Annotated in this window: 14 protein-coding genes; 7 read left to right on the top strand and 7 right to left on the bottom strand. The window is 54.8% G+C overall.

What is annotated here, in order from left to right; all coding sequences use genetic code 11:
- The first annotated feature begins 112 nt into the window (after positions 1-112).
- From aceE to ACJJIF_RS11115, 6 genes are all read left to right on the top strand, one after another.
- Positions 113-2782 carry a pyruvate dehydrogenase (acetyl-transferring), homodimeric type gene (gene aceE, locus ACJJIF_RS11140; RefSeq protein ID WP_444932285.1) on the top strand — a complete coding sequence of 890 codons (2670 nt, stop codon included), beginning with the start codon at positions 113-115 and terminating at the stop codon, positions 2780-2782.
- Positions 2783-2799: 17 nt separating this feature from the next.
- Positions 2800-4419, top strand: a complete 1620-nt coding sequence (aceF, locus tag ACJJIF_RS11135) for a dihydrolipoyllysine-residue acetyltransferase (protein WP_444932284.1) — start codon at positions 2800-2802, stop codon at positions 4417-4419.
- Positions 4420-4672: 253 nt separating this feature from the next.
- The gene (locus ACJJIF_RS11130) at positions 4673-4945 is read left to right on the top strand and encodes a hypothetical protein (protein ID WP_444932283.1); all 273 of its coding nucleotides are present in this window, start codon (positions 4673-4675) and stop codon (positions 4943-4945) included.
- 77 nt (positions 4946-5022) lie between these two features.
- Positions 5023-5316 carry a hypothetical protein gene (locus ACJJIF_RS11125; protein ID WP_444932282.1) on the top strand — a complete coding sequence of 98 codons (294 nt, stop codon included), beginning with the start codon at positions 5023-5025 and terminating at the stop codon, positions 5314-5316.
- Complete coding sequence (locus ACJJIF_RS11120) at positions 5306-5599, top strand: hypothetical protein (protein WP_444932281.1); 294 nt, start codon at positions 5306-5308, stop codon at positions 5597-5599. The genes ACJJIF_RS11125 and ACJJIF_RS11120 overlap by 11 nt, the downstream gene beginning before the upstream one ends.
- Positions 5600-5727: 128 nt before the next feature.
- Entirely contained in the window at positions 5728-6123 is a 396-nt protein-coding gene (locus tag ACJJIF_RS11115; protein WP_444932280.1) for a hypothetical protein, read from the top strand.
- 38 nt (positions 6124-6161) lie between these two features.
- On the opposite strand, the gene ACJJIF_RS11110 is transcribed toward ACJJIF_RS11115, so the two are convergent.
- Together ACJJIF_RS11110 and ACJJIF_RS11105 are read right to left on the bottom strand one after the other, a co-directional pair.
- Positions 6162-9353: an efflux RND transporter permease subunit gene (locus tag ACJJIF_RS11110; RefSeq protein WP_444932279.1), complete on the bottom strand. Its 3192-nt coding sequence runs from the start codon at positions 9351-9353 to the stop codon at positions 6162-6164.
- Positions 9354-9447: 94 nt separating this feature from the next.
- A complete protein-coding gene (locus tag ACJJIF_RS11105; RefSeq protein WP_444932278.1) occupies positions 9448-10590 on the bottom strand; it encodes an efflux RND transporter periplasmic adaptor subunit in 1143 nt (380 codons plus the stop codon).
- A 379-nt stretch (positions 10591-10969) separates the two neighbouring features.
- Here ACJJIF_RS11105 and ACJJIF_RS11100 point away from each other — a divergent pair, with 379 nt between their 5' ends.
- Complete coding sequence (locus ACJJIF_RS11100) at positions 10970-11932, top strand: AraC family transcriptional regulator (RefSeq protein WP_444932277.1); 963 nt, start codon at positions 10970-10972, stop codon at positions 11930-11932.
- A gap of 89 nt (positions 11933-12021) precedes the next feature.
- On the opposite strand, the gene ACJJIF_RS11095 is transcribed toward ACJJIF_RS11100, so the two are convergent.
- The 5 genes from ACJJIF_RS11095 to ACJJIF_RS11075 form a co-directional block, all read right to left on the bottom strand.
- The gene (locus tag ACJJIF_RS11095) at positions 12022-12216 is read right to left on the bottom strand and encodes a hypothetical protein (RefSeq protein ID WP_444932276.1); all 195 of its coding nucleotides are present in this window, start codon (positions 12214-12216) and stop codon (positions 12022-12024) included.
- A 52-nt stretch (positions 12217-12268) separates the two neighbouring features.
- Positions 12269-14584: an immune inhibitor A domain-containing protein gene (locus ACJJIF_RS11090; protein ID WP_444932275.1), complete on the bottom strand. Its 2316-nt coding sequence runs from the start codon at positions 14582-14584 to the stop codon at positions 12269-12271.
- A 279-nt stretch (positions 14585-14863) separates the two neighbouring features.
- Positions 14864-16183: a sensor histidine kinase gene (locus ACJJIF_RS11085; protein ID WP_444932274.1), complete on the bottom strand. Its 1320-nt coding sequence runs from the start codon at positions 16181-16183 to the stop codon at positions 14864-14866.
- Entirely contained in the window at positions 16183-17535 is a 1353-nt protein-coding gene (locus ACJJIF_RS11080) for a sigma-54-dependent transcriptional regulator (RefSeq protein WP_444932273.1), read from the bottom strand. The genes ACJJIF_RS11085 and ACJJIF_RS11080 overlap by 1 nt, the downstream gene beginning before the upstream one ends.
- A gap of 91 nt (positions 17536-17626) precedes the next feature.
- Positions 17627-18166 (bottom strand): nuclear transport factor 2 family protein, encoded by a 540-nt coding sequence (locus ACJJIF_RS11075; protein ID WP_444932272.1) that lies wholly within the window; start codon positions 18164-18166, stop codon positions 17627-17629.
- Between the last annotated feature and the right edge of the window lie 5 nt (positions 18167-18171).

The following is an 18171-nucleotide window of genomic DNA, read 5'->3' as shown; positions in this document are numbered from 1 at the left end:
CGGAACCAAGAAAAAAAGGAAGCTTTTTTTTGCCCGCGCTGTAGTTTGCCCGCGTACCGATTTTTGAGAAATAGACCGACTCGACGTCGCCTAATTCGCCGAGGAGCACTTGATGCACGAAGATACCGATAACCTCGAAACGCAGGAGTGGCTGGACGCGCTGCAAGCGGTTATCCGCTATAGCGGCAAAGAACGCGCAGCCTTTCTCCTGAAGCAGCTGTCTGACCGCGCTACCGATGTAGGCGTACAGCTGCCCGCAGCAATCACCACGCCCTATCGCAATAGCATTCCGCCCAATGCGGAAAAGCGTATGCCCGGCGACCTGTTTATGGAGCGCCGTATTCGCTCCCTGATTCGCTGGAATGCCCTGGCGATGGTGGTTCGTGCCAACCAGAATAACGATGGCCTCGGCGGCCATATCTCCAGTTTTTCCTCTGCGGCCACCCTCTACGATGTGGGCTTTAACTACTTCTTCCGCGGCAATGAAGGCGAGGAGCGCGGTGACCTGATTTTCTTCCAGGGCCACAGCGCACCGGGTATTTATGCCCGCTCCTACCTGGAAGGGCGCTTCGATGAAGAGCAGCTGGACAACTTCCGCCGCGAAGTAAACGGCAATGGCCTGTCCTCTTACCCGCACCCCTGGCTGATGCCGGAGTACTGGCAGTTCCCCACCGTCTCCATGGGATTGGGGCCGATCCAGGCAATTTACCAGGCGCACATTATGCGCTACCTGTCTGCCCGCGGCCTGTCCCCGCGCGGCGATCGCAAGGTGTGGGCGTTCCTCGGCGACGGCGAGTGTGACGAGCCGGAAACCCTGGGCGCAATCTCCCTGGCCGGCCGCGAGCAACTGGAAAACCTGGTGTTCGTGGTTAACTGTAACTTGCAGCGTCTGGATGGTCCGGTGCGCGGCAACGGCAAGATCGTGCAGGAGCTGGAAGGCGTATTCCGCGGTGCCGGTTGGAACGTGGTCAAAGTACTCTGGGGTCGCCTGTGGGACCCGCTGCTGGAGAAAGATGACAAGGGCCTGCTGCAGAAAGTCATGGACGAAGTGGTCGATGGCGAGATGCAGAACTTCAAGGCCAACGGCGGCGCCTATACCCGCGAGCACTTCTTCGGCAAATATCCGGAGCTGCTGGAGCTGGTTAAGGATATGTCCGACGATGAGATTATGAAACTCAATCGCGGCGGCCACGACCCCTACAAAGTCTACGCAGCTTACGCGTCGGCGATGGCCCACAAAGGCCAGCCCACCGTGATCCTGGCGCAAACGGTTAAAGGTTACGGCCTGGGCTCCGCCGGTGAAGCGGCGATGGACACCCACTCCGTGAAGAAGCTGGACCTGGATTCCCTCAAGCGTTTCCGCGATCGCTTTGCCATCCCGCTCACCGATAAAGAGCTGGAAGAAGTTCCTTACTACCGTCCATCTCCGGACAGCCCGGAAATGAAATATATGGCGGAGCGCCGCAAGGCCCTGGGCGGCCCGGTTCCCCGTCGCCCGGTTGAGTGCCCGAAACTGGAAGTGCCCGGTCTCGATGCGTTCAGCGCACTGACCAAAGGCTCCGGTGAGCGCGAAATCTCCACCACTATGGCATTTGTGCGCGCTATTGCCGCCCTGGTAAAAGATAAGAATATCGGCAAGAACATCGCGCCGATTGTGCCCGATGAAGCCCGTACTTTCGGTATGGAAGGCCTGTTCCGCCAGCTGGGTATCTACTCCTCCCAGGGGCAGCGCTACACGCCGGTGGATCACGGCCAGATCATGTATTACAAGGAAGATAAGAAAGGCCAGGTGCTGGAAGAGGGCATCAACGAAGCCGGTGCCATGTCCACCTGGATGGCGCTGGCCACGGCCTACAGCAACCACGGCGTGCCGATGGTGCCTTTCTATATCTACTACTCCATGTTCGGTTTCCAGCGTATCGGCGACCTGGCCTGGGCCGCTGGCGATATGCAGGCGCGCGGCTTCCTGATCGGTGCCACCGCCGGGCGTACCACCTTGAACGGTGAAGGTCTGCAGCACCAGGACGGCCACAGCCACGTGCTGTCCTCCACTATCCCCAACTGCCGCAGCTACGACCCGGCTTACGGTTATGAGCTGGCGGTGGTTATGCAGCGCGGCTTGAAAGAGATGTACGAAGAACAGAAGAACCTCTTCTACTACATCACTATCGAGAACGAAAATTACCTGCAGCCGGAAATGCCCCAGGGTGTGGAAGAGGGCATTATCCGCGGTATCTACAAGTTGCAGTCCAACGTCAAGAAAGGCGCCAAGGGCAAAGCGGCGAAGAAACATGTACAGCTGATTGGTGGCGGTACTATTTTGCGCGAAGTGCTGGCAGCGGCGGATATTCTCGCCGACCAGTTCGATGTGACCTCCGATGTCTGGAGCCTCACCTCCGCCGTGGAAGCGGCCCGTGAAGGCCAGGATGTGGCGCGCTGGAATATGCTGCACCCGGAAGCAGAGCCGCGCAAAGCCTGGATCACCGAACAGTTTGATGGCAACACGGCTCCGGTGATTGCCTCCACCGACTACATTCGTTCCTACGTGGAGCCGCTGCGCGAATTTATCGACGGTGAACTCACAACTTTGGGCACCGATGGCTTCGGCCGCAGTGACAGCCGCGAGCAGCTGCGCCGCTTCTTCGAAGTGGACCGCAACTACGTGGTAATAGCCGCGCTGAACGGTTTGGCCAAGCAGGGCGTTATTGATGCGAAAGAGGTTGCGGAAGCGATCGTCAAGCTCAATATCGATGCCGAAAAAGTTAACCCGCGCACTATCTAAGAGAGAGCAGAACACCTATGGCAAAGCAAGTCATTAAAGTGCCTGATCTCGGTGGTGCCGATCAGGTCGATGTCATTGAAATTACCGTTGCCGTCGGCGATACCGTCGCGCAAGAGGATTCACTGATTGTGGTGGAGGGCGATAAGGCCTCCATGGATGTGCCGGCCCCGGTGGCTGGCAAAATCCTCAGCATCAGTATCAAAGAGGGCGATAAGGTCTCCGAAGGCGATGTGATCGGCGAGATCGAAACCGATGCGGTGGCAGCGCCGGCAGAGGAGCCGGCTGCGGCCCCCGCCGAGGAGAAAGCCGCGCCGGTTGCCGAACCCGTAGTCGAGGCCCCAGTGGCGAGCGGCGCGCCCAAAGAGGAAACGATCCAGGTCCCCGATCTGGGCGGCGCCGATGCGGTTGATGTTATCGAGATCAGTGTGCAGCCCGGTGATACGGTCGAAGAGGGCGACTCACTGATTGTGGTGGAAGGCGATAAGGCCTCTATGGATGTGCCTTCCCCCAGCGCCGGTACGGTAGTTTCTATCGCCGTCAAAGAGGGCGATAAGGTATCCACTGGCGATACCCTCGGTGTGTTGAAAGTGGTTGCCGCAGGTGGCGCCGCGCCCGCAGCGCCGGCTCCGGCAGCAGCTGCCGCGAGTGCGCCACAGCAGGTATCGCTACCCGCTGAGCCCTCGGCAGCGCCGGCAAAAGATCACCAGTTGGAGCGCAATCTCACCGCAGCGGCCCAGGTCTACGCCGGCCCCGCCGTGCGCAAGCTGGCCCGCGAGCTGGGTGTCACCCTGGATAAGGTGAAGCCCAGCGGCCCGCGCAATCGGGTGTCCAAGGACGATCTGCACAACTATATCCGCGAGCAGGTGAAGAAGGCCGAGAGCGGTGCGGTGGGCGGTGGTATCGGTATCGCCAAGATGCCGGATATCGACTTCAGCCAGTTTGGCCCGGTGAATGTGGAGCCGATGAGCAAGATCCACAAGATCACTGCGGCCAATATGTCGCGCAACTGGCTCAATGTGCCCCACGTCACCCAGTTTGACGATGCGGATATCACCGAACTGGAGACTTTCCGCAAGTCTATGAAGGCCGAGGCGGAGAAGCGCGGGGTGAAGCTCACGCCAGTGCCTTTCCTGCTGAAAGCGGTAGCCGCAGCCCTGCGTGCAGAGCCCAGCTTTAATGTATCCCTGCACAACGATGGCGAGCACATTGTGCGCAAGGACTATGTGCATGTGGGCATGGCGGTAGATACGCCGAAAGGCCTGATGGTGCCGGTTATCCGCGATGTGGATAAGAAAGGCTTGTACGAGCTGGCGGCCGAGGCCACTGAAATGGCCCTGAAGGCCCGCGATGGCAAGTTGAAGCCCAACGAGATGCAGGGCGCCTGCTTTACCATCTCCAGCCTGGGGGCAATCGGCGGCACAGGATTTACTCCAATCGTCAACTCCCCGGAAGTTGGTATCCTCGGTGTTTCCAAGTTGGCGATGAAGCCGGTGTGGAACGGCAAGGACTTCGAGCCCCGCCAGATGTTGCCGCTGGCGCTGTCTTACGATCACCGCGCGGTTAATGGTGGCGATGCCGGACGCTTTATGACTTATCTGGTCAGCGTGCTGGCGGATGTGCGCCGACTGCTGCTGTAATTGTCAGCCAGTTAATGTCAGTAAAAAAGCGGCCAATTGGCCGCTTTTTTTATTTTCAAAATTAAGGAGCCCCTGAAGAACTCCCTATAACCGGGTTGGCCTTTAACGGGAAAAGAAATCGTTGCCACAAAAAACATCAAAAAGATGATTTTCGCGCAAATCGACATCGGCTTTCTGGCCGCTAATCCTTTGGCAGCTAGACTCACTGAGAGGCTACTATCATCGCAGCACTGAGAATGTGAGGTGTCGGGTTATGGGACCTACAAGGAAATTCGCGTTGCCGCTACTGGCGGTGTGTGCGATGCAGGGTTGCCTTTTTTTACCCGTGGAAGAAGTCGAGGGTGAAGACCCCTTTTTTTATGAGGTAGAAGCTGCCGAACAAGGTGTTCGCTTTGTGGAAGTCGGCAGTCGCCACAGGCAGGACCCACAACCCTTTGCCGCCCAAAAGCCCTGTGAAACGGTGGATTGCATCGATAGTTTGCAGGGACCTATGGCTTGGTTTTTTCCCATACTGCGGGTCTATTAATCGCAGTGGCCGAGCCTGGTATAAGCCGTTAAAAATGCGTGACCCCTGCCCGCGCAGTGCCGATTCGGAGCGCTACCATGCCAAAATACGCGATATTTATTTCTGTCTTGTCGCTGGGCGCTTTTACTGGGGGGTGTGGAGCCCCCGATACGCGCAATCACGTGGTTTATCCCAGTAATCCGCCCATTCCCCGCCACGCGGAGTATCGGGCCTATCCCTCTTCCCACTCTTCTCATATGCCCGATGCGCCGGTATCCCCTTCGAGCTGTCCCGGGGATGCGGAGGAATTGGCGCCGGGCTCTATCTGTCCACCCAGTGCCCGCTGCTTTGATATTTCCGCTGGGAGGCGGTGTATTTCCTATGAAAGGTAGAATCGCTCTTTTTCTTCTCCTGGCGGCGCCATTGCTGGCGGGCTGCGTTGCCGACGGTTTCTTTTGTGACCTAAGAGGTACGGCGGCTTATTACAGCTATAAAACCACACCGGTACCGCCGGATGAGGTGGCGGCATTCCCACACTTTTGCCTGGCGGGCGATCGCTATCTTGGGAGCCTCGCACACTGTGTTGCCGAGGGGGTGCATTGCTATCAATTGGATACTGGCGATTGGTGTGCGGGTGCTTATTCCCCCTTTGTGCTGAGCTACGGCCCCTATTAATTAACGGGTTTTCTTTTGGCGTTATCCCCGCTTGCTGTGATAGCGCGGTGGGGATAATACCTATGATTTTTATTCTGTGAATATTTTGCGGCGCGGTGGCAGCAGGGGGCCTCTGAGTGGATTTAATAATGCGAGGTACCAATAGAGGTAGGGGTAGAGGCTGGCTGCGAAATGTTCTTATTGCCCTGGATCGACTGGGCAATGCGATTGCCGGTGGCAGTCCCAATGCGACGATATCGGCTCGCTGTGGTTATTTTTCCCGAGTGACAGAGACACCTTTTCGACGTTACTGGAGATTTTTGGAGCGGGTGATTAATTACGCCCTGTTGCCTATAGATGGCCCGGATCACTGCTATCAATCTTACCTGCGCTGTCACGCCGAACAGCACGAAGAGGGCAGCGATTATATGCGGGCTATTTTGGGGGTTATTGTGATTTTATGCTGTGTGCCGCTGGGGCTGTTGCTTCGTTTGCAGGTGAGGCTTTTTCCCGGAACGGGTTGGCGGAAGGATAAGCGCAAATAAAAAGTCCCGGGCGCATACGGCGCCCGGGAAAAGCGGGGTTAAGGATTAATGGTTTGCGCTATAGAGCGGTTGCTTTCCTGATCATCCGTACTTTGGCTGACTGATAATTTGCCGCCGCTAATTTTGCGCAGGGCAACATAAAATACCGGGGTTAGGAACAGGCCAAACAGAGTGACACCGATCATGCCGGTAAATACGGTGATACCCATGGCATTGCGCACCTCAGCGCCAGCGCCACTGGCCAATACCAGTGGAACCACACCGGCAATAAAGGCCACCGAGGTCATAATGATCGGGCGCAGACGCAGACGGCAGGCTTCCAGTGCGGCCTCGACGGTGCCCTTGCCCTCCATTTCCAGTTCGCGGGCAAACTCCACAATTAGAATGGCGTTTTTGCACGCGAGCCCCATCAGTACAACCAGCCCGACCTGAACAAAGACATTGTTATCACCACCCGTTGCCCAGACACCGAACAGTGCAGCCAGTAGACACATGGGCACGATTAAAATAACGGCCAGCGGCATTACCCAGCTCTCATACAGGGCGGCCAGCACCAGGAATACCAGTAGCACCGCCAGCGGGAAGACCACCATCGCGGCACTGCCCTGGTTGACCTGTTGGAAGCTGAGGTCGGTCCACTGGATTTGCATACCCGGTGGCAGGGCTTGGCTGGCAACCTTTTCAACCGCCGCCAGTGCTTCGGAAGAAGACAGCATACTGGGGTCGGACTGACCCATTAGATCGGCGGCCGGATAGCCGTTGTAGCGGATAACAGGGTCGGGGCCGTAGCTCTGGCGCAGGGTTACCATGGTGCTGATGGGCACCATCTCCCCGTTCATATTGCGAGTGTAGAGGTTGTCGATATCCTGCACGTCATCGCGGAAAGGTGCGTCCGCCTGGGCGACTACCTGGTAGGTGCGGCCGAACAGGTTGAAGTCGTTGATATACATGGAGCCGAAGTACAGCTGCAGGGTGCCGAACAAGTCATCCATGCGCACACCTTGAGCCTTGGCCTGTAGCCGATCCACTTCCGCATCCATCTGCGGCACATTGGCCTGGTAGGAGCTGAAGGGGTAGCTGAGGCCGCTGGCCTGGCTCAGAGCGCCCGCCAACATATTGGTGGCGTTTTGCAGCTCACCGTAGCCGGCACCGCGACGGTCCTGAACATAGAGGGAGTAGCCGGAGCCGGCACCCAGACCGAAGATGGGTGGCGGCATAAAGGTCATGGCAAAGCCTTCCTTGATCTGTGAGATCTTGCCATTTAGTTCTGCGGCGATTTCCTGGGCACTGCGCTCACGTTGATCGAAATCGTCGAACAGGATAAATACAGTGCCCACGTTGGGGGTGTTGGTGCGCTGTAGCGCATTGAAGCCGACAAAGGCGGCAGCGTTGGCCACACCCTCGGTTTCCAGGGCTAATTCACTCACGCGGCGAGCAACTTCCTCAGTGCGGTCCAGAGAGGCACCTTCCGGCAGGCGGATACTGCCCACCAGGTAAGTCTTATCCTGCACCGGAATAAAGCCGCCTGGGACCTGTTGGAACAGGGCGAAAGTACCGCCGAGCAATATCAGGTAAACCCCAAATACGATACCGCGACGCTTGAGGCTGCTATCCACCACCCGCTGGTAGCGCTCGGAGTTGCGCTGGAAGAAGCGGTTGAACGGACGGAATATCCAGCCGAACAAACGCTCAATAATGCGCGCGGGCATATCCGGCTTGGCGCCGTGAGGTTTCAGCAGGGTAGCCGCCAGAGCCGGAGATAGAGTCAGAGAGTTGATCGCGGAGATAATGGTGGCGATAGCAATGGTGGTGGCGAACTGGCGGTAGAACTGGCCGGTGATACCATCCAGGAATGCCATGGGCACAAACACCGCACAGAGCACCAGGCTGATCGCGACAATCGGACCGCTCACCTCGCGCATGGCCTGGTGGGCAGCGGCTAAAGGCGTCAGTCCCTCCTCGATATTTCGCTCGACGTTTTCCACCACCACAATGGCGTCATCCACCACAATACCGATGGCCAGCACCATGGCGAACAGGGTTAGGGTGTTGATTGAGAAACCCAACATCAACAGCACCGCAAAGGTGCCGACAATAGATACCGGCACGGCCAACAGCGGGATCAATGAGGCGCGCCAGGTTTGCAGGAACAGGATAACCACCAAAACCACAAGCAGGACGGCTTCCAGTAGGGTCTTGATCACAGAGCTGATAGAGGTGCTGACAAAAACCGTGGGGTCGTAAGCGACTTCCCACTTGAGGCCTTCCGGGAACTGGTCATCCAGCTCGGCCATTTTTTCCCGTACTGCGGCAGAAACCTCCAGTGAGTTGGAGCCTGGCGATTGGAAGATAGGAATGGCGACAGCCTGGCGGCCGTTGAGCAGGGCGCGCAGGGAGTCCTGGGAAGAGGCCAGCTCTACACGGGCCACATCTCTCAGGCGGGTGATCTCACCATTATTGCCGGTCTTGAGTACAACATCGCCAAACTCCTCTTCACTTTCCAGGCGGCCTTTGGCGTTGATGGAAATCAGGAAGTCTGAGCCGTTCGGCATTGGGGAAGCGCCGATCTGGCCGGCGGAAACCTGCACGTTTTGCTCGCGCACGGCGCTGACAATATCGGCGGCAGTGATGCCTACGGCGGCGGCTTTTTGCGGGTCCACCCACAGGCGCATGGCGTAGTCACCGGAACCGAACACGGCGGCGAGGCCCACGCCGGGAATACGGGAGAGCTCATCGCGGATATGCAGTACGGCGTAGTTGCGAATATAGGTAGCGTCGAGGCTGTCGTCCGGTGAAATCAGGTGCACCGCCATCATCAGGTTTGGCGACTGCTTCTGGGTGGTAACCCCCTGTAGGCGCACATCTTCGGGCAAGCGCGGCAGGGCCTGGGATACGCGGTTTTGTACCTGTACCTGGGCTTGGTCCGGGTCTGTGCCCAATTCAAAGGTCACGTCCAGAGTCAGGGTGCCGTCACTGCCAGCCACTGACTTCATGTAGATCATATTCTCCACGCCGTTAATCGCTTCCTCTAGCGGCGTGGCGACGGTTTCCGAAATCGTCTTGGGGTTGGCGCCGGGATAGCGAGCGCTCACTTGCACACTGGGCGGCACTACTTCCGGGTATTCGCTAACCGGCAGTGAGGGAATACTGATCAGCCCCACAACGAAAATAATGATCGACAACACAGAGGCAAAAATCGGTCTGTCGACAAAGAAACGGGAAAAATTCATAGATTGCTACTCCGAGAGCGACTCAGTCAGCCGCTCGGATTCCATTGATAGGATTAGCTGAATATGGGGGCTTGCTGGGCCCCTCGCTCTCTGCTCAGTGGCCGGCGACCTGGGTCGCCGTTACCGGCTTCTGCATGGCCACCATTTCCGGCGCGACCGGCATACCCGGGAAGAAAATCTTTTGCAGGCCGTTTACCACAATTTTTTCACCGGGCTCCAGACCGCTGCGGATAACCACGAGATCACCTTGGCGCGGGCCTGTGACCACGGGACGTTTCTCGGTGATATTGCTGTCGTTGACGATATAGACATAGCGGCGGTCCTGATCGGTCATTACCGCTTTGCTATCGATTAAAACGGCCTGTGCCATCTCTTCAATCGGCATTTCCACCCGGGCAAATTGCCCCGGTTTAAAAAAGCCCTCTTTGTTGCTAACCAGGGCGCGGAACTGAATAGTGCCAGTGTGGCTGTTCAGGCGGTTATCAATAAAGTCCAGTTTGCCGCTGTGTGGGTAGCCCTGCTCGCCGGCGAGACCTATGCGCACAGCGGGCTTTTGTTCGCTGTTGAGCAGGTTGCGGCCCTTGGCAAAGGTCTGTTCATCACTTTCGAAGTACACGTACATCGGGTCGACAGAGACCAGCGTCGTCAGCAGGGTGCTGTCGGCATTGGCGAGGTTGCCGCGAGTCACCAGGGCGCGGCTGACCCGGCCACTTATCGGTGCTTTGACCTCGGTGTACTGAAGGTCCAGCTGGGCATTTTCCAGTGCCGCTTCGGCAGCGCTGAGGGCTGCTCGGGCTGAATCCCGCGAGGCGATACGGCGGTCGTACTCCTCGCGGGAAATGGCCTTGCTGTCGAGCAACTGTTGCGCGCGGGAGGCCTGCTTTTCGCTGTAGGAAAGGTCGCTGCGCACTCGGGCCAGATCGGCGCGGGCGGCGCGTTCGCGGGCCTGATAGGGGCGGGGGTCAATGGTAAACAGGATATCGCCCCGCTTGACCAGAGCGCCCTCGACAAAGGATACCTTATCGATATAACCGCTCACCCGCGGGCGTAGCTCGACGGTTTCCGGGGCGGCGACACGGCCGGTAAAGCTACGCCACAAGGTGGTGGCCGCAGAGGAGACCTGGGCAACCTCCACAGCGGCGGGAGGCGGTTGCTGGCCGCTAGGTTCGCCGCTGTTGCAGCCGGCGATGACCAGTGCGGTTACGCCGAATAAAACTGTGGTTAATTTTCTTACCATAACGCGTGTGCTCCCTTTGCTACGGAGGGGGAAGGGCTGTTGGGTACTTCTCCCACTAAGGGCGCCACTCTAGCGGTGCTGGGGGTGGTGGCGATATCCGGGAACTGTTAATTGATTGCCTATTTCTACTTAAGGGGCGTTTTTGCTCTGGAAGGATCACATTCTTATCTATGTGTAAATAACTGTATATATAGCCATGTGCGGGGAGTGGTTGTTAAGATATTACAGGGTCTGTAGCGCTTCTTATCGGTTGTGGTTACCTATTGCTGCACAGTAATTGCCCAATCCTGCAAAACCACATAAAAATTGCCTAAAACTCCGTATACTCTGTCTACTTCGTGTTGAGTCGTGAAATTGGTAGCAGGCACAAGGGGAGCATATGAGCACTGAAAAAAGAGTGGAATCCAACTCTGTCGCTGTGGATATGGAGTCAATACGGCAGAAACTGATTGTCTCCCTGATGCGCCAGGCAGCGGAGCAGGGGTTAAATGACACCGCGCTGGAGGGGCTCTCCCTGATCCGCTGCAACGAGCCGGGCGCCTGCACGGCAGCGGTGTATACCCCCTCTTTGAATTTTATTATTCAGGGGCGCAAGACTCTTGAGTTGGGCGACCGGGAAATTTCCTATATGCCGCTGAGTTATGTGGCAACCTCGGTGCATTTGCCAATTTTGGGGCGTATTGAAGATGCCTCGCAGGAAACGCCATTTCTCGGCGTGAAGATAGTGATTGATCCGCAAGAGGTGGCGGATTTGGTCATAGAATTGGGAGATAAAGCACCGGGTGTGGAGGCGGGCTATGATTGTCCCGAAGTGAGCTGTGGTCTGTGCCTGACCAAAATGGACTACGGTATGCTCGACGCCCTAAACCGACTGGTCTCCCTGCTCGATAGCCCCAGGGATGTCCCGATACTGGCGCCACTGGCCCGGCGTGAGATTATCTATCGCGCCCTAATGGGGGAGATTGGCGCGCGGATGCGTAAATTTGCTATGGTCGACAGCCAGGCGAACCGGGTTTCCCGGGTGATAGAGGTGCTAAAAGATCGCTTCTCAGAGCCGCTGCGTATCAGCGATTTGGCGGACCAGGCCAATATGAGTGAATCGTCTCTGTATCACAGTTTCAAGCAGATCACGCGCATGTCCCCACTGCAATTTCAGAAAAAACTGCGTTTGCACGAGGCGCGGCGCCTGATGTTGAGCGAGGGCCTGGAAGCGGCTTCAGCCAGCTATCGGGTTGGCTATGAGAGCCCCTCTCATTTCAGCCGTGAATACAGCCGTATGTTTGGTCTGCCGCCCCGTGCGGATGTAATTAAGTTGCGCGGTGAGCAGCGGATGCCGGCTTAATTTGAAACTGGGGTACTCTGCTTCAGGACGAGCAAACTACACCAGCCCTCCATAACCAGGTGGGTATTGGGGGCTCAAACAGCCACAGTTCACATATTTTTCCCTGCCTGTGGGGCACCGGGGTAATTTACCTTGTCTTTTTCCTCTTTCATTTGTTCTTGTGCTGGCGGTGCTGCAATAAATATGGCCTGAATGATAAAAGTAGGTTTTTTTGCATTCAGGTTAATTCGGGAGGGGCGCTTTACTCGGATTAAAGGCTTCGCTTTAGCGGGTGATTTTTTCAATTTTTCTAGATTGGAGACGGCGCCATAAAGGCGCCGTCTGTTTTTACTTCTTTTACTTGGTTATGCGTATTTTGGCTACAGATTTATCTCCACTGCGAGAAACTACCCGAACTTTTAAGCCGTAAGGTGTAATAGCGCGGCCGGCATCTGGTATTTCTTCGCTGCTATAGCTCCAGGTATCGTTAAACATGGGATGGCGGCGATTGTAAGTATCACTAAGAGTTACGCCGTAGTCTTCAAGTAAATCCAGAACCATATCGTCAGCTCTGTCGATATTGAAAGTGGCATCGTGAACCTGATAGCGGGTACTGGCAACAGAGTCATCACTCCATTTCAATACATTCTGGTCAGCATCAACAACTCCGAGGAAGCCGTTTCCTGGGTGTACGCCAACCCAGTTATTGTCGTAGCTGGAGTCTACGTACCAAACCAAGAGACCTTCAGTGAAAGTGAGCATCTCGCCGGCTACATTCACATGTGCCAGTCCGGCATCAACGCCGCGATGAGTGCGCCATTCGAGCAGGTAGTAGTGATCGTGCTCAAGATAACCTGGGTTGCGACTAAAGCCTGCCAGACTAAAGTTGCCATCAGTCTCAGCATCATCGAATAGGAATGTTGCATCATCAATTTCGATGGTGATGTCATCGGCAAAAAGACCAGAATTCGCTACGGCGCCATCAGTAATATAGGCAAGCGAAAGGCTAATTTCTTGCCCGCTGTAAGCACTTAAGTCGAAGTCAATATCAATCCAGCCTTCGGAGCTGCCCGTAATGCCATGACCAGGATTAGTGCCATTGGGATTGCTGTCTGTAGTTACTGAACCGGGAATGGAAACAAAGCCATCACCTGAATCCACCATAATCGCAGCGTAATCCCAATCCGCCTCAATATCGTACCAGGCTTTGAAAGAGAGGTTTGCCGTTTCCGCATCACTCAGATCAATAGATATTGTCATAGAGTTTTGCAGGTTGTTACCGCTACCACTGAAGTAGGCGTATTCACCGCTGCTGGGCTCGGTAACTACTTCTTGCTTTGCAGGTAGATCAATTCGAATGGCATCGTTATTGCTACCCTTACTAACGGCTTCATCGAGTAATAATTCGATACCACGGCGAGGAATTTCATCTAGCTCGATGGTTTCACCGTAAAGCCAGTTACCGCCATGGTTGTGTTGCAGGTACTCCTTGGCATATGCGGAGAAGCCGGTGGGTTCTGCACCTGGGGTTACGCCAGCCCAGCTGCCACTGGACATAATGGACCAGTAGGAGACAGGTTCTCCACGACCGCTTCCATCGGTGTCGTATTCATCGGGTAGGCCCAGATCATGGCCATATTCATGGCTGACTACCCCCGCAGCGGCATCCGCCGGCTGAATGGTGTAATCATAGGCGGCCATGGTGCCTCCCCAGTAATCTACCTCCGCTGTCGTCCCTTCAAGTGAATAGACTCCGCCAAGATTCCAGCGGTGAGACCAAATGGCGTCTTCACCCAGCTGTCCGCCACCAGCTTCTTCACCAACTGACGAGTGGAAGATCATAATGTGGTCTACCAAGCCGTCTGCTTCCCAGAAGTCACCATCGCCATCCAGGTCGTAGCGATCTTCAATATCGAAATCTGATAAGTTAATTGTGGGATCGGCAGCGGCGGCTTCCAGAGCCTCGCGAATCAGGGAGCGAGCATCGCCATCGGTATTATTGCCGTAATAAGCTGCTGATTGGCTGGCCATATACCAACCTGCTACAGAGCCTTCAACCGAGTAGCTATTGCCGGACTGCTGCCAGTAAAACTGCTGCATGGATAGCATATTTTCTCCACTGGGGCCGTCAAAGCCGCTTTGGGAGAAAAGCAAATCTGCGTAGTGTTCAGCGGCGTAATCCGCGTAGTACATATCACTTTCCCCTGGCTCAATGCTGTTGTGGGGAAAATCGGGGAACTCCATCAGGATGGCGAGAACCCGGGCTGTGCGCGCTTCGCCATCGTAGTTTTCAAGTTGAATATTTGCAGGGTGGCGGCTGCCATGATTGCGGTGAAGGGAACCTTTCCCCCTTTTAAGTCGAGGGTGTTTATGCCCTCCATGGGCTTCGCGCATCATTGTTACGGTATCGCTGGAGAGGTCTTGGGCTCCATTAATACTGTGGGTAGCCCGCTCCTTTAAATAGGTGCGCAAAGTGCGTTCCGCTTCCTCAATCGTTGCCTCTTGGTTGATGCGACCAGAGCGTTTTAGCATATCGATCAACTTGGCTTCGTTGGCAATAACCAGGTCGACTTGGTCTCCCCCTTTTTTGGGTGCGTTGACAGCCTGGGCATTGACTGCCATCAGACTTAAAGCAAGTGTGCCGGCGGACAGCAAACTATTTATTTTTAGCATGATCCCTTCTTGTGCGTTCCGAGAAAAGTAAACAACGATTCTAAAATCCGAATCATAGAAAAAATTCGGATTTCGAGTTATGGCAGCTTAGACTTTTGTTTTTAGCTACAAAAAGATGACGTTTCGAACGGGAGTGGCCGCAATAAAATTATCGCTGCATGGCGCAATTTTAAACTTAAGTGTGATGTTCTTTTATTGGTTAGAGAGTTCCATTTATAGGCTGTGTCTTTTATTGACTGGTGGATTGTCAGTGATTGCTGCGGTATTTTGGGGTATGAGTTATATTTTTCCCCAAGGCAGCCAGAGGCAGATTTGAAGGCCTCCTCCGGCTCTATTCAAAAGCTGGATCTGCCCATCGTGGGCATCAATGATCTCTCTGCACAGTGCCAGTCCCAAGCCCACGCCCTGCTCCTTGGTTGAAAAGAAGGGTAGCAATGCCTGTTCAAGCACCTTCTCGCTCATACCGCAGCCCCGGTCGGAGAGTACTATTTTCTGGCCAAGGGGATCGGTGCTGACTTCAAGTTCAATATCATCACTATTACTGCCAGCTTCCCGTGAGTTTTTTATTAAATTCAGCAGAGCTTGTTCTATTTGAATGGGGTCAAAGTAGCCGGGTTCCTCCGGTAAAGTGCCCTTTAGGGAGAAGGCTTGAATGGGCATTATTCGATTGATCAACTCTTGCCAGGTGACGCTTTCACAGCTGGGTGCGGGCAGCTTGGCAAAAGACGCGTAGCCCTGGGTGAACTCTGTCAGGTGTTTACAGCGATCCGCAATAATATCGAAAACCTTTTCCAGAGCCTGCTCTTTGCCGGGTTTGGTGACCAGCATCTTTCCCGAGTGGGCGAGCGATGAAATCGGAGCTAGAGAGTTGTTCAGCTCGTGGCTAATCAGGCGGATAACTTTCTTCCAGACTTCCACTTCTGCACGAGTCAGTTCGCGGGTCATTTCGCGCAAAACAATCAGGCGATGTGTTTGCGTATTGAGTACAAACGTACTATTTCCGATATGGATGGAGTGTGGGCCGTGGCGGTCGGTGTAATTAAATAGGCCGTTTTTCCAGCTGTTAATGGCTCTGGCTATTTCCTTGGGACTCTCGGAAAGTGCTTGTTGCAGCAGTAGCCCCTGTATTGGTTTCCCGTGATTCAGCAGTTGCTTGGCGCTATTGTTTGAATAAATGATACGATCGTTTTGATTGATCAGTAAGAGAGTCTGTGGAGAGGTTTGGATAACCGTATCCAAAAGGAGTTCCCGCTGATAAATATGTGCGCGCTCTTTGCGCAAGTATTCGCCAACTTCGTTATAGAGTAGCGTTATTTGGCGGAGTTCACTGTCTTTTGGGGGGACAAGGGAAATGGAGAAGTCGCCGTCGCGAAAGTTTAACAGGCCATTTTGCAGGGACTTTAATGTGCTGTTCAGCGGGGTAAGTACATATCGTATTAATCCAATTAATAACGGTAGTGCGAGCAATAGCGCTGTTGCCAGTGAGAGTAATGGGCTAAAGCCGGCTTGAGTGCCGAGCCAGGTGATAACAATAGCGATTATTAACGGTAGGGCCGCTGCGCTGATAAGGCGGCCCTCAAGGGAGAGATATTTCGACATCAATAGGGTATACCGTGTTTTTCCAGGCGGCGGTACAGCGCTTGACGACTCATACCGAGTTCCCGTGCGGCCTGGGCAATAATGCCATTACAATTGGCGAGCGTCTCTTGCAGCAGCTCGCGGCTGGGTTCGAAACTCACCTCCACCTTGTCGCTTGCGCTCTGTTCAGGGAGTGCCAGAACGGCCTCATCGATGGTCTCGCCCTGGCATAGGACGGCTGCCCGCTGCATAACATTTTGCAGCTCCCGCACATTGCCTGGCCACTGATAGCGAGTCAGGGCGTTTAACGCTTGTGGAGAGAGCTTTTTTGAACTGCCATTTTCTGCGAGAAAGCGCATCGCGAGCGCGGGGATATCCTCCGGGCGCTCATGTAATGGCGGGAGGCGCAGCTCTATAACATTGAGCCGATAAAATAAATCCTGGCGAAACTTGCCTTCCGCTATCGCCTTGTGGAGGTCCCTATTGGTAGCGCTGATCACCCGAACTTTAGCTGTGCGGGTTTGGCTGCTACCCAGACGTTGAAACTCTCCAGTTTGTAGAACGCGTAAAAGTTTTACCTGACCACTGGGCGAGAGTTCGCCAATCTCATCGAGAAATAAAGTGCCACCATCGGCAGCCTCAAACCTCCCCTGTCGCGCCCGGTTGCCGGCACCGGTATAGGCACCGGGTTCGGCACCAAACAATTCTGCCTCCATCAGTTCTTCTGGCAGGGCACCAACATTAACTTTGATAAATGGACCTTCTCGCGATAGGGAGTTTGCCTGAATGATCTCTGCAATCTTTTCTTTGCCGGCGCCATTTGGGCCGGTGATTAGAATCGGGACATCAGACTTTGCCACTTGGGTGGCCATCTCCAGCAATTTTTGCATTTTGTCGCTGCGGTAGATGATATCCAGCAGCTGGAAATTTTCGCGCAGTTGACTGCGTGCATTCAGGGCTTGTTGCTGAGTGGCTTGCTGGCGTTTTTGCAGCTCTCCCAATTCCAATAAGTTGTTGATTGTGGATATCAACTTATTGTCATCCCAGGGTTTGCCCAGGTAGTCGGCGGCGCCGGCTCGGACTAGTTCGACGGCCATTTCCAACTGGGTCCAGGCGGTCAGCAGAATGATAGGAAGGTCCGGGTTGATCTCCCGAATAGCGAAGAACAACTCCTTGCCCTCTTCGCCGGAGGTGGTATCCGCAGTGAAGTTCATATCCTGAATAACCAGGCTGATATCGCGGTTCTCCCGCAGGAGTTGGAGTCCGGCCTGGGGGGTAATTGCACAAAGTGGTTGCAGGTCATGTAGGGACAACAGAATCTCCAGGGCGGAGACGATACTACTGTTGTCGTCAATAATAAGTACTTTGTCCATAGTGTCTGAGCGTGCTCTTGATAGTCCCATTATGCAGTGTGTGCTGCTGAGAGGAAATGCCTGCGACATATTTTCCCCATTACAGGGGGGGCTAGTCGACGCTGTTTGGGTTGGCGGGTTTATGGTCAAAGCTCAATACCCTGGCGAGCCGCCAGGAGCCGTCGACCTGTTTCCAGAGGTGAGTAAATTGAGAACTTTCACGCAAGGTTTCGCTTTTGTCATCATTGATGCCGTAAAAACGATGAATACCGGTTTGAATAGCCCCGTAGTGGTTAACGGGATAGATTTCAATACTATCGATTACTAATTCACGCCGTGCATGAATATCACTGCCATTCTCGCGTTGCTTACACATATTGCTGATGATCTTGACAAACTCCTTACCGGATTTCGCTGTTTGTCCCCACTTATCGTGGTACATTTCAAAGTCTTCGGTAACCAGGTCCTGTGCTTCGCTTAGATCGCAGTGGTTGAATAGCGCATCAAATAAGTGTTGGTCAGCACTTGTAATCTGCTGAGCTAATTCCTCGGATAGCTGGGGGCCGGGAATCACGGGGTGTTGCTCTGCCAGTGACATTGGACTCAGTAGAGCCAGTTCCATGAATATGAAAGCAGAGAGATCCTTTAACATTACCA

Source organism: Microbulbifer regidiadema (SeqCode) (genome assembly GCF_052467605.1).
This window is presented reverse-complemented; position numbering and strand designations above follow the sequence as displayed.